The organism is Nocardia amamiensis, assembly GCF_015477605.1.
Lineage (GTDB): Bacteria > Actinomycetota > Actinomycetes > Mycobacteriales > Mycobacteriaceae > Nocardia > Nocardia amamiensis_A.
The window spans coordinates 39,497-53,930 of record NZ_JADLQX010000018.1 but is presented as its reverse complement, the minus strand read 5'-3'; the positions used below and the strand labels follow the sequence as shown (position 1 = coordinate 53,930).

Here is a 14,434-nt window from a genome sequence, read left to right as displayed (position 1 = left end):
GTGCCTCGGCGAGCGCGTCGGCAAAGCCACCCGACCCGACGACCAACCAGCGCCCGTTCGCACCGCCGGGCAGTGCCGATTCGTCTTCCCGCCAGTCGATTCGATAGCTATCCGAGGCGGACCGATCATGCGCAGTATGACCGGACGGCTTCCGGGCCGGCTCCGGCGTGGGTGTCCGCATCACTCGCAATCCCTCCGCGACCAGCACCGGACAACCCTCCTCATCGAGCAGTCGAACATCGGCGACACACAGCTGTGGCGTCTGCTCGACGACGCGCACATGGCCGAATCGAACGGTGCCCGCACCCGCCGGGACCAGCACGCGGTCCACGGCGAACGGCACCCAGGTGTGGTCCCCGGCCCGCGGCGACATCGCCGCATATGTCGCTTGGAACGCCGCGTCCAGCAAGACGGGATGCACCGTGCCGGGACCGGCGTCGGTGTCGGGATCCGACAGCGTCACCAGCGCTTCCCGCTCACCCACGTGAACATCCACGACGCGGCGGAACGCCGGGCCGTAGGGCAGGCCGGCATTCGCCAGCAGTGCGTAGAAGTCCGCTCCGGCAAGATGTTCCGGACAGTGTCGGAGAATCTCCGCCTGGCTCGCACCGTCCGGTAGCCGGTGCTGTCCGACGAGTACACGGGCCCGGGCGTGGATGCGCGGTCCCTCGGCGGTCTCGGCCGTCACCAGCACGGCGAAACCGTCGGTGCTCGGTTCGAACCGCACCCGCACCGGCTGGGGTCCGGTCAGGGTGAGGCCGCTGGTGATCACGAGGTCATCGATCGCGACCACCTCACCGGCGCCCACCTCGCGCGCGGTGGCGGCGATGGTCGAGACGAACCAGGCGCCCGGCACGACGACATCCCGATCGACGACATGGTCGGCCAGGTAGCGCGGGGCGTCCGGTCGGAGCGTCAGGTCGAAATCGACGGCCGCGCCGGGTAGATCGGTCCGCACGGGAACGCCCGGGCGTGCGGGAATACTCGCCGCCGGACGCGCCGCGGCGTCGGTCGGGGACTCGACCCAATACCGCTGCCGCTGGAAGGGGTACGTCGGCGCCAACACCCTGCGGCGGCCGTGCGACCGGTGGACCTGCTCCCAGTTCACCGGCACGCCACCGACATACAGGTGTGCGAGCGCCGTCATCATCGTTTCGCGATCACCGCGCCCGCGGCGCAGCGACGCGACGAACCGCGCCGAGTCGCCCAGCACACGATCACCGAGCGTGGACAAGGTCGGCTGCGGACCGATCTCGAGGAATGTGCCGATCCCGAGTCCGGCCATGGCTTGCATGCCCTGGGCGAACCGCACCGGCTGACGCGCCTGACGAGCCCAGTAGTCCGGGGTCAACTCGCCCGCCCGTAGCGGCGCACCGGTGAGGTTCGAGATCAGCGGGATCGCCGGATCGGTCAAGGCCGCGCGCGCCGCCGCGGCGGCGAGATCATCCAGGATCGGGTCCATCGCCGGGGAATGGAACGCATGCGAGACCGTGAGAGGTGTGGCACGAATTCCATTGGTAGAAAGATCATCCCGGAAGAGATCGAGTGCGGAACTCGGTCCAGCGACGACCACCTGAGCCGGCCCGTTGTATCCGGCGACCGATACCGCGGGCGCATACCGTGCCACCAGCGATGCGATCTGGTCGGCGGAGGCGTCGACGGCCAGCATCCCGCCACCGTCCGGAAGGCGCTGCATCAACCTGCCGCGCACGGCGATCAGCCGCAGCGCATCCTCCATCGTCATGGCGCCCGCCGCGCAGGCGGCGACGTACTCGCCGACGCTGTGCCCGAGCACCGCGGCAGGGGTGATCCCCCACGCTCGCCACAGCTCCCACAGCGCCCATTCGACGGCGAACAGCGCGGGCTGGGTGAACACCGTGCGCCGCAACAGGCCCGCATCGTGGTCGCCGTACAAGGCGTCCAAGAGGCCGATGCCGTCCTCGATCGGCCCCAGCACCGCGTCGCACTGCCGCAGCGCGTCACGGAAGATCGGTTCGGAATCGAACAGCTCCCGCGCCATGCCCGGGTACTGCGACCCTTGCCCGGTGAAGAGCAACGCCACCTTCGCGGTCGCGGCCCGCTCCACTCGCCCGCGGATCGCCTTTCCGTCCCGCAGACTCTGCGCCGCGTCCGCACCGCTGTCGGCGACCACTGCCAGCCGCTCTTCGAAATGCGTGCGCGCGGTGGCAGCGGTGTAGGCGAGATTTCCGAAATCGGCTTGGGCCGAGTGTGTTTCGTCTGCCCACTGGAGCGCCACAGCGGTCAGCGCGGCTTCGTTGCGGGCCGAGAGGACGAGCACCTGCGCATTCGGCATGCCCGGTTGCCGCAGCGGCGCCGGATCGCCTTGCGCCAGGATGACGTGCGCGTTCGTGCCGCTCATGCCGAACGAGCTGACACCTATCGTCGGCTCGTTTCCGCTTCGCGGCCACTCCCGGGCCTCGCGCACCACCTCGAGCGGCACGTCCGCCCAGTCGATCAGCGGATTCGGCGTATGGAAGTGCAAGCTCGGCGGGATCTGGCCGTGCTGCAACATGAGCACGGCCTTGATGACACCCGCGACCCCCGCGGCCCCTTCGGTGTGCCCGATATTGGTCTTGACCGAGCCGATCAGCAGCGGCTGGGTGCGGCCCGCGCCGTACACCTCGGCCAACGCCGTCGCCTCGATAGGGTCGCCGAGCGGCGTGCCGGTGCCGTGCGTCTCGACATAGTCCACCGCGTCCGGCTGGACGCCCGCCCGGGCCAGCGCGTCGGCGATGACGCGTTGCTGTGCGGGACCGTTGGGCGCGGTGAGACCATTAGATCGCCCGTCGTGATTCACCGCGACCCCGCGGACCACCGCGAGCACCCGGTCACCATTGCGGCGGGCCTCCGACAGCCGGGTGAGCACCAGCACGCCACAACCGTCGGCACGCACGTACCCGTTGGCGTCGGCGTCGAACGCCCGCGACCGGCCATCGGGCGACAGCGACGCGAGGCGGCAGAAACCGATGGTGGTCTCGGGCGCCAATTGCAGATTGACGCCGCCCACCAGCGCCAGATCGCAACGGCCCGCACGCAATCCGTCCCAGGCCGACTGCAGCGCCACCAGCGACGAGGAGCACGCAGTGTCCAGCGTTACCGCCGGACCCTGCAGCCCGAGCGCGTAGGCCAGCCGCCCGGCGGCGACGCTCGGCGCCGAACCGATCACCGAGTACGCGCCGATCGCAGTCGGGTTCGCGGCCTGGATGGGTGTTCCGGGGTACTCGCTGAAGCACAGGCCGACGAAAACTCCAGTGCGGCTGCCCGCAAGACCGCCCGGTGCGCGGCCGGAACGCTCCAGCGCCTCCCAGCTGGTCTCCAGCAGCAGGCGTTGCTGCGGATCCATTGCCCGCGCCTCCGCCGCGCCGATACCGAAGAACGCCGGATCGAACTCGTCGGCGCCGTCGACGAACCCACCCCAGCGGGTGTACATCGTGCCGAGCACAGCAGGGTCCGGATCGTAATAGGCGTCGATGTCCCAGCGCTGCGGCGGCACTTCGGTGATCGCGTCGCGGCCCTGCCACAGCAGATCCCAGAATTCCTCCGGTGTGCGGACGCCGCCGGGGAACCGGCAGCTCATACCGACGATCACGATCGGGTCGTCATCGGTCTCGAGCCGGTCGCCGTTCTCGGACGCGGCCTCGGTCCGGGGCACGCGGCCGGTCGCATCCGACGCAGAATCGCCCTGTGGTGCCGAGTTTTCCGATCCGTACCACGCTGATGGCGTCGCCGTGGCCGAGACGGATCGTTCCGCCGTGGTAGACATCGGCCGTTCCGTGGTGGACGACATCGGCGGTTCCCCGGTGGCGGACATTGTTCGTTCCGTAGTGGCGGACATCGCCCGTTCCGGAGCCGCCGACGCTGGTCGCTCCGGAGCGGCTGAGATCAATGGTTCCGTCGTGGCCCACAGTGGGTTTTGCGCGCCGGCTGACAGTGGTGGTGCCGTAGCTGAGATCGGCGTTTCCGCCGCGGCGGACATTTGTCGTTCCGGCGCGGCCGAGGTCAGCGATTCCGGCCGGGCCGACATCGGTGGCTCCAGCGTGGCCGACCGCCGGTGTTCCACCGCAGCTGACACCGGGCGTTCCAGCGGAGCCGAGTCCGAGGGTTCCAGCGCGGCCGACTCGATCCGCCGAACGTCACCCGGTCCAGTCGGCTCGTCGACCCCTGTCGGCGCCGGTGCACCCTTGCGCTGCAAGAACCGAGCGATGTCGCGCACGGTCGGATAGTCGAAAACGAGCCCGGCCGGCAACGGCATCCCGATTTCGGCGGTCAGCGCGGCACGCAACTCCATCCCGGTGAGCGAGTCGACGCCCGTATCGTGCAGCGGCAGATCGGGATCGAGCTCACTCGCGCGATCGAGAACACGCATTGCGACGCGCTGCACGATCGTCTCCCACGCGGCGGAATCGTTCGCCGCTTTTCGTTGCGGCACTGTCGGCGCCGTTGAAACCTCTCGGGCAATGGCGGTCGCTGGGGCCGTCGTCGTGGACGTACCGCCCGCATACCACCGCTGCGGCACGAAATCGAAGACGCCGGGTGTGGCGCTGTCCAGCCGAACGAGGTGATCCAGCGCCGCGTCCGCGTCGCCCGCGTAGAGCGGCGGCAGCCCGCGCCGGGTGAGCCGGGCGGTGACATCCGCACGGTCGGCGGCCATGCCCACGTCGGCGAAGGGCCCCCACGCGATGCTCAACGCGGGCAGTCCTTCGGCCCGCCGCCGCCAAGCCAACGCATCCAACGCCGCGTTGGCCGCCGCGTAGTTCGCCTGACCGGGCGTGCCGAGCACGCCCGCCACCGACGAATAGGTGACGAACAGGTCGATCGGCTGGTCGCGAGTCAGCTCGTCGAGGTGCCGCGCCGCATGGTATTTGGGCCCGAGCACGGTCTCGAATCTCGACCACGACTGTTCGGTCACCACGCCGTCGTCGAGCACGCCCGCGCAGTGGACCACGCCGCGCAGCGGCGGGAACCCGGCCTCCTCGATGCTCCGCAGCAGCGCGGCGACGGCCGCACGCTCGCTCACGTCCACCTGGTGCGCCGCCACGCGAACACCGCTCGCGCGCAAAGATTCCAGCAGTCGCGCACCTGCTGGGTCCGGCGCTCGTCTGCCGACCAGCACCAGATGCCCAGCCCCACGGGCCGCCAGCCAGCGAGCGGCCGCCGCGCCGAGACCACCGAATCCGCCCGTGACCAGGTAGGTGCCGTCGGTGAGCCGGTCGCCGCGCGCCACCGGCGTGGCATCCCGGCCGAGCAGCACGACGCGACCGGGATGTTCGCGCTGCGACATGGCGCGAAATGCCTGGGCGGCCTCATCGATCCCACGCACCGCGTGCGGCAGAGCTTGCAACGACCCCTGCTCGAACAACGCCATCACGGCCCGCAGGATCACGCCGAGGCGCTGCCGGTCGACGGCAGCCGGATCGAATTCGCGGTGATCGAAATCGTGACGCCCGCTTACACGGGTCTGCACCGGATCGATCACATCCACGAACCGGCCGCCCGGACCGAGGATTTCGGTACCACGCGCGGCGAGGTCCCCGGCGAGAGCGTGCACGACGACATCCAGCCCCCGACCTGCGGTCGCCTCGCGGACGCGTTCGGCCAGCTCATGGTCGCGCCACGCGTCGATCTGGGCGACCCGCACACCCACGCTGCCGGCCCAGCGCCGCAGCGCCGCCGTCGTGAACACCTGTGCGCCCGCATGCGCGGCCAGCTGGACCGCGGCCATACCGATCCCGTCGGCGGGCGCGTGCACGAGAACTCGGTCACCGGCCCGCAGCGCACCGACGTCGAACAGCGCGTGCCAGGCAGCGGTGAACGAGAACGGGATCGTCGCGCCTTCGGCGAAGGACAGCCGATCGGGCAACGCAGCGACCAGACGATCATCCACCGTCACATAGCGGGCGAAACTTTTGCCTGCCAGAGCGACAACCCGGTCGCCGACCGCGAAATCCGCGACCCCCGCACCGACAGCAACGACATGTCCCGCGCATTCCAGACCCAGCGCTGCGGCGGCGTCCGGGTGTAAGCCGGAGGCAACCCAGATGTCGTGCGCGTTGATACCGGTGGCGGCGACAGCGATTTCGATCTCGCCGGTTCCGGGTGCCCGTCGAGCGCCGGATTCCAGTCCCAGCTTGTCGAACTCGCCGGAACGGTGTGCGACCAAACGGTAGTCCTCGGTGGGCGCGGCGCCTGCCGCGAGGCGCGCGACCAGCCAACGGCCGTCGCGGATCGCGAACTCACCAGCCTCCCGTCCGCCGAGCATCCCCTCGGCGATCAGCGCGCCGTCCGCGGATTCCTCGGGCACGTCGAGCAACCGGCACCCGAACTCCGGGTGTTCGGTCGCCAGCGTGCGCCCGAACCCCCACAGCAGAGCCTGATCGGGATCAGGCCGGTCGGCGGCGACGACGCGCTGGGCGTTAACCGTGAGCAGCCACAGTGCCTCGGGCGGACGCCCGGACGCGTCCAGCGCGCGGGCCAGCCGCAGGGCAGCGTCGATGCGCGTCTGCGACGTGGTTGCGGTCCATGCGAAAACGACGCCGTGCGCAGAACTCGTGTCGATTGGAGCCGATCGGCCGTCGATGTCCTCGGGGCGTACGACCACGGTCTGGGCAGCGCGCGCAGCCAGTCCAGCGGCGACGGCGTCACCGACCGCCCCGTCACTGAAGATCAACCAGCGACCCGCGCTCTCGCCCCGCACCGGTGCGTTCTCCGCGGGCACCCAATCGACGTGATGCAGCAGCCGCGCAATCCTGGACGACTCGGCGACATCGGCTTTCGGCGCCGCATCGGTGGTGTTCGTGGCGAACAGGCATACTCCGGTGAGGCGTGCGAGCAGTCGACCGGACGCACTGCGGAGTGTGGCGTCACCGATGACGACCCGCCCGCCGCTCTCGGTTACCCGCACTCGGCATCTGACGGTCGTATCCCCGACAGTCGGCCTGCCGAACAATTGAGCACGATTTATAGCGGATGGTAAGAACAGCGCATACGCCGACGCGCCGGTCAGCACGACGGTGTGCAAGCAGGCGTCGAGCAGGATCGGATCGAGCGTCTCCGCGTCGTGCTCGGGCAGTCGGAACACTGCCTCGGCTTCGGTGTCGCTGATCCGCCGGAACTCGGTCGCGCAGCGGTAGTCCGCGCCCAAATCCAGCCCCAGTCGCGCCAGCTTCTCGTAGTAGGCAGGCCATACCCGCGCATCGGCCGACGCCGCGCCGTCGGCTGCATCGTCAAAGGAACTCTGCTCGGCGACAGCGAGTTTCGCGTCCGCGACCGAAGTTCCGTCGGCGCCCATGATGCGCACGTCGTATCCGTCCGAGCCGGGGTCGAGCGTCACCCGAACCGTCGTTTCGGCGGTGACCTCCAGCGGCGTCACCAGCCGCAGCCCCGTGACCGCCCATGCACCGGGCAGCTGGGCGGCAATGCCGCTCAACTGGGTGCACAGCCATGCCGCGGGCACGGTCGGCACGCCGCGCAGCCGGTGACCCCCGAACATCTCCGGAGTGACCCGCAGGACACGCGACGTCGGCGTGGTATCCGGCCGTGACTCGAGTTCGAGCCAATGCCTCTTGCGTTGGAACGGGTAGGTCGGCAAGTCGACATGGCGCCGCGGGCGAGCGGAGTACACCGGTTTCCAGTCGATCTCGTCTCCGCTCACATACCGGCGGGCCAGGTCGTCCGCCTCGCTCGACTCGGCCAGATCAGCGACCGATCCACTCGCGGTGATCCCGGAAGCGACATTGTCGAGCGCCGCGCGCAGCTGTGCCGCGGTATCGAACGTGATCGCCACCCGCTCGCCGAAATGCGTCCGGCCCAACGCGGCCGCGGCGCATACATCCACCAGCCCGGTCTCGGGATGCGTAGCCAGGAAGTCCCGGTACCTGCCGGCCAGTTCGCGCAGCGCGTCGGTGCTCTTAGCGGACAGGACCAGCAGGTGAGGTCCGGAGTCGTCGACCGGACCGGTTTCCGGCGTCGGCGGCGCCTCCTCGATCACTACGTGCGCGTTGGTGCCGCTGATCCCGAACGCGCTCACACCCGCCCGGCGCGGTCGCCGCGAACGCCGCCACGGCCGCTCCTCGGCCACCACGCGGACGGCGACGGAATCCCAGTCGATATGCGGATTACCCGACCGGAAGTGCAGCGAGGCGGGGATGCGTTCGTGCCGCATCGACTCGATCACTTTGATGATGTTGGCGATACCGGCCGCAGCCTGGGTGTGCCCGAGGTTCGATTTCACCGAACCGATCCACAGCGGTGCGGCCTCGGTGCGGTCGTCGGCCAGCACCGAGGCGAGCGCGTTCACTTCGATCGGGTCGCCGAGAGCGGTTCCGGTGCCGTGGGTCTCGACGTAGTCGATCTCGGCGGCCTCGACCGCGGCGTCGGCGAGCGCCGCTCGGATGACCCGCTCCTGCGCCGGACCATTCGGCGCGCTGAGTCCCTGGCTGCGCCCGTCGGAGTTGACCGCCGACCCGCGCACCAGCGCGAGCACCCGATCGCCGTCCCGCCGGGCATCCGCCAGCCGTTTGAGCACGAGCACTCCCGCGCCGTCGCTCCAGACCACACCATCGGCCCGCGCGTCGAAGCTCTTGCATCGCCCGTCGGCGGCCAGTCCACGCGCCCGGGCGAAGTAGATGTCGAGCGACGGAGTGAGCACAACGGTGGCGCCGCCGGCCAGCGCGAGGTCGCATTCGCCGCTGCGCAGGCTACGCACCGCCGTATGGACTGTCACCAGCGACGACGAGCACGCCGTATCGACGGTCAGACTCGGTCCGTTGGCGCCGAAGAAATATGAGAGCCGCCCAGAGGCGACGCTGGAGAGATTGCCCGTGCCGAACCAGGCATTGGGCGCCACATCCGCCCGCGCCATCCGCTCGGCGTAGTCGTTGGACATCAAACCGACGAAGACCCCGGTCCGGCTGCCCTCCAACCGGCTCGCCGGATATCCGGCGTTTTCCAATGCTTCCCAGGACGTTTCCAGCAGCAACCGCTGCTGAGGATCCAGCATGCGCGCCTCGCCGACGGAGATGTCGAAGAATCCGGCGTCGAACTCCTCGACAGCATCGACGAAACCGCCCCAGCGCGTGTATGTCTTGCCTTCGGCGTCCGGGTCGGGATCGAAATAGGCGTCCACGTCCCAGCGGTGCGCGGGCACCTCCGTCACCGCGTCGGTCTCCGTCGTGAGTAGATGCCACAGGTCCGCTGGTCCGCCAACGCCACCGGGATAGCGGCAGCCCATGCCGATGATCGCGATCGCGTCGGCGTAATCGTCGGCGGCGGCATCGGATTCAGCACTTGTGAGCTGCGACACGTCGGACGTAGTAGGTGTAACCGGCGGTTCAGTTGGGTACACGGTGGGCGTGAGCTGCTCGGAGGTGCGTGTGATCGGTCGCTGTTCGGCCTGCTCCCGCGCCATGCGGCGCGGGGCGGCGGCGCTGCGCGCGCTCAGCCGGGCGATTTCCTCGGACACCGCGGCCACGGTCGGATGATCGAACAGCAGGGTCGCTGGAAGCCGCACCCCCAGGTCGGCGGAGAGCGCGTTGCGCAGCTCGACGGCCATCATCGAATCCAGCCCGAGTTCACGCAGCGGCGTGCGGTCGGCAACAGGCGCGCTGCGACCGAGCGCGGTCATGGCGTGGGCGCGGACCAGCTCGACCAGATCCGCCGCCTCGCGCGGGGCGTCCATATCCTGATCGTCGGCGTCGGCCACCGCCTCCTGCCGCACCGAAGCGTCTGCGGCAGGGGGAAATACCGCGACGACCCCCTCCGCCGACAACAGCGAGCGCAGCACCCGAGCGCCATCCTCGGCGGCCAGTTCGGCGACGCCGTGGCGTGCCCAAGCCCGGCGGGCCGCGTCGCTCAGCCCTCCGGCCATGCCGGTGCCCGCCCAGGGGCCCCACGCGATACTGACGGCAGGCAGCCCGTCGGCGAGCCGCAGGCGCGCGAGGGCATCGAGATACGCGTTCGCCGCGGCGTAGTTGCCCTGTCCAGCCGTGCCGACAGTGGCGCTGACCGACGAGAACAACACGAACAGCTCGAGCGGGCTCTCCGCGGTCAGCTCGTGCAAGTGCCAGGCACCCGCGACTTTTCCAGCGAACACGCGGTCGACGTGCGCCGAGGTCTGCTCGATCAGCATCGCGTCGTCCAGAACGCCCGCGCAGTGCACGACTCCAGCCAACCGGGGAAGCTCACCACCGAAGCGAGCAAGCAAGTCGGACAAGGCGTTTCGATCTGCGACGTCTACAGACGCAGTCTCCACGCGGGTACCCAAGGCGGCGATCCGCGCCATCTCGCTCTCGGCCCGGGCGTCCGGGGCGCTGCGACCGACCAGCACCACGGTGCCCGCACCGGACTCGGCCAGCGTCCGCGCGGCCGTCAACCCCAACGCTCCGCGCCCGCCGGTGATCAGATACGCCGCATCGCGCTCGATTCGCGGCACTCTCCCGCCGTCGTCGAACGACTCCGTCCGCATCACATAGCGATGGCGTCCACGCAGCGCGACGGCGGGGTCCGAAGTAGTGGAACAGATCTCGTCGACCAGTCGGCGGTCGTCGCAGCGTGCGCCGACCGGCAGATCGATCAGGCGGCAGCGCAGTTCGGGCAGTTCGGTGCGCACCACCGCGCCCAGTCCCCACAGCGTGGCCGCTGCGGGCCGCACACGTTCGCCGGGAAGCGCGCCGGCGACTCCCATCGTCACCAAGTACAACGGACCGGCGGAGGCCGTCCGCGCCATCGCCTGGACCACGCCGAGGACGAAATCGGTCTCCGTTCGAGCGGCCTCCGCGCTGTCGTCGGCCTCGGTGTCGGCGAGGTAGATCACCGCCCGGTCGCCGTCGGGCCAGGCGGCGGGATCGGTCGTGCGCTCCACCGCCACCGCGTCGGCGCCCGCTACGCGCAACGCGGCGGCGAGCCGGTCCGCCTGCCGCCCGACGCCGATCACCAGCGCCGCACCGGGGCCGCGGCCACTCGCCGAGGTCGCGGCAGGCTCCCAGACCGGACGGTGCGCCAGGCCGGACACGAGGTCTCGATCCGGCCATTCTGCCGCGCCGGAATCGGCGAACCACACGTCGTCGATCTCGCAAACCACCGCGCCCGCGGTATCGAAAACGGTGACGCGGACTGTGCGGTCGGTGCGTTCGGCCAGTGCCCACGCTTTCGCCGCCGCTTCCCGGCCGGGCAAACGCAATCTGCCGATGCCGACCGGCAACTGCGCCGCATGAGTCTGCCGGGCGGTCAGCGCGAGACCGGTCTGCACCGCGGCGTCGAGCAGGCACGCCAGCGCGGCGTCCGGTTCGCCGGCCAATTCCGCTGGGCGGGTCAGTTCGGCGAGCACGCTGTTGTCGGTGACTTGCAGCCGGGTGATCCAGCGGAACCGCGGACCGAAGCTCAACCCCGCGTCCGCGCAGCGGCGATAGAAATCCGCGACCTCCCAGTCGGTGGACGCCGCGCGGCGTGCCACAGCAAGTTCGCTGGAGTCACGTGGTCGATTCGAGGTGGCGGCCTGCACCGATCCGGAAGCCGCTGTGCGAGCGCCGTTGTCGACCTGGAACCGAACATCGGCGCGGCCATCCGCACCGGACACGACGGGGTCGGTCAATTCCTCCAGCGGCACCGGCCGGGCCGCGACGAAGTCGACGAGTTCACCCTCCACGCCACCGACCGCGCGCAACGCTCGCAGGGCGAGATACGCGGCGGGCACCACGGCCCGGTCCTGGAACCGATGCTCGGCGAGATATCCGGTGTTCGAGGATGCGCCCGCGATCGGCACAGTCACCCGCTCTCGTTCGAAGGGGTAGGTGGGCAGCCCGTTGCGCCGCCGCGCTTGCGGCGGAATCACCGACGTCCAGGCGATGTCCGCACCCGAGCAATACATTTGACCGATCCCGGTGAGCAACACCTCGTCGTCGGTGGACGTCCGGCGCATACTCGGCACCCACAGAGCGTCCGGGTCGGCCTGCCGGCCGAAGTCCAGCAGCACCGGATGCGGTCCCACTTCGAGATACGCGTTCACGCCGAAGTCGGCGACCGTCCGCACGCCGTCGGCGAACCGTACCGTCCCGCGGGCATGCGCACGCCAGTACGCGGCGTCCAACCTGGAGTCGATCCGCGTGCCGGTCACGTTCGACACCAGCGGAATCGCCGCTGCTCGCGGCACGCGAACCAGCTCGGCGACCCGCGCTTCGAACTCGTCCAGCATCGGATCCAGCAGCGGCGAGTGGAATGCCGTGCCGCCGGGCAACATCACCGAGCGTATCGACCGCTGGTCAGCGTCTTCCAGGATCCGGCGCACCGCCTCCGCCGTTCCGGAGACGACGAACTGTCCCGGGCTGTTGATCGCCGCCACGGCCGCCTCCGCCGCCAGCTCGCCCAGCAGCGCTTCGAACTCCTCGGGTTTCCCGAAGACCGCCGCCATCGCCCCCTGCTGCGCGACCTTCTGCATCAGCCGACCGCGCTCCGCTGCCAGCCGCAGCCCGGCCTCCACATCGAGAACCCCCGCCACGGTCGCCGCCACCAGCTCACCGAGACTGTGCCCGAGCACGATATCGGGACGAACGCCGCACGCTGCCCACAGTTCGGCACACGCCCATTCGATGGCGAACAGCGCTGGCTGCGCGTACTCGGTGCGGATCAGCATCTCGTCGTTCGCGTCGAACAGCACCGACCGCAAACGCATCCCGCCAGGAAGCGGTCCCAGGATGTCGTCACAGCGGTCCAACGCCGCGCGGAAAGCCGGATACCTGCGATCAAGCGCGGCACCCATCCCCGCGTACTGCGCTCCCTGCCCCGTGAACAGCATCGCGACCCGCGGCTTCCCCGGCTCGAGGTCGGTCGACCGACCAGACGGTCCTGCGAGTTTCCGGGCCGCGTTCGCGGTCGTCCGTGCAACGATCGCGTGTCGGTGAACAAAATGCGAGCGCCCGAGCGTCGCAGTGGCGGCGATGTCGGCGAGCGAGGACTGCGTCGTGTCCAAATGCTCGACGTAGCGCCGTGAGAGCGCGTCGAGCGCGGAGGCGGTCCGCGCTGAAATCGCAAGCAGCGCAGGCTCTTGCGGGTCCACGGTCGGCGCCGGTTCGGGTGCCTGCTCCAAGAGCACATGCGCATTGGTGCCCGCGAACCCGAACGAGCTCACTCCCGCCAGCCGCGGCCGGTCGGTGCGTGGCCACGCGACATCGTCGGTCGGCACCGCCAGCGCCGTGCCGTCGAGCGCGATCTTGGGGTTCATCGTGGCGAAATCGTGCTGGCGCGGGATGCGTTCGTGCTCCAGTTGCAGCACCGCCTTGATCAGCCCGGCGATGCCCGCTGCGGCTTCCAGATGACCGATCTGAGACTTGACCGAACCAAGCAGGCAGACCGACCCGTCCGCCCTCGGCGCGCCGAGGACCTGGGACAACGCCTCGATCTCGATCGGATCGCCCAGCGGCGTACCGGTACCGTGCGTTTCGACGTAGCCGACCTGGTCGGCTTCGCATCCGGCGTCGGCCAGCGCATCACGCAGCAGCTCGCGTTGCGCGGTCGGGTTCGGCGCGGTCAGTCCCATGGAACGACCGTCGTGGTTCGCGCTAGAGCCTCGGATCAGCGCCCGGATGGGATCACCGTCGGCGAGTGCCCTGGACAGCGGTTTCAGGACAACGACACCCGCGCCTTCGCCACGCACATACCCGTTCGCCCGCGCGTCGAAGGGACGACAGTGCCCGTCCGGTGAGAGCGCGCCCATCCGGGCCAGCGCCTCGGAGGTGAGTTCGGACTGCAGCAGATTCACCCCGCCCGCCAGCGCGACCTCGCACTCCCCCGCGCGCAGACTGCGACACGCCTGGTGCACGGCCACCAGCGACGACGAGCATGCGGTGTCGATCGCCACCGCGGGTCCACGCAACCCGAGCACATAGGACACCCGCCCGGCCGCGATGCTCGACATCGTTCCCGTCAGCGTGTGCGCGTCCACCGAGCTCACCCAGTCCGGCGTGATCGTGCGCTGGTACTCCTGCCAGCTCACACCGAGGAAGACGCCGGTGCGTGCCGCCGCGGGCCCGTCCGGCACCAACGCGGCGTCTTCCATTGCCTCCCAAGCGACTTCGAGGACCAGGCGCTGCTGCGGATCCATCGATGCCGCTTCCCGCGGCGCGATACCCAGGAACTCCGTGTCCATGGCATCGATCGGCCCGGCGAGCAAACCGGCCCGCCGCCGCGCCCTCCGCGGCGCCGAATCCGCTACCGGCCAACGGTTTTCCGGCACTTCGACAATCGCGCCGCGCCCCGAGGAGAGCAGTTCCCAGTACTGCTGCGGGCTTTCGGCACCGCCGGGGAAGCGGCAGCCCATACCGATGACAGCGATCGGTTCGCGCCCCGGCCCTGCCTCCAACTCCTGAATCCGGCGAAATGCCCGTGTCAGCAAGACCCGAAGGTCGTACCCATCATCCGCCAT

The 14,434-nt window shown here is 69.8% G+C and carries 1 protein-coding gene (only partly in view); it reads right to left on the bottom strand.

The annotated features are described in order from the left end of the window. Positions 1-14,434, bottom strand: partial view of a type I polyketide synthase gene (locus IU459_RS23295; RefSeq protein ID WP_195131694.1) — the 5' portion only. It extends 7,358 nt beyond the left edge of the window; the window shows 14,434 of its 21,792 coding nt (coding positions 1-14,434); it begins with the start codon at positions 14,432-14,434; the stop codon falls past the left edge of the window.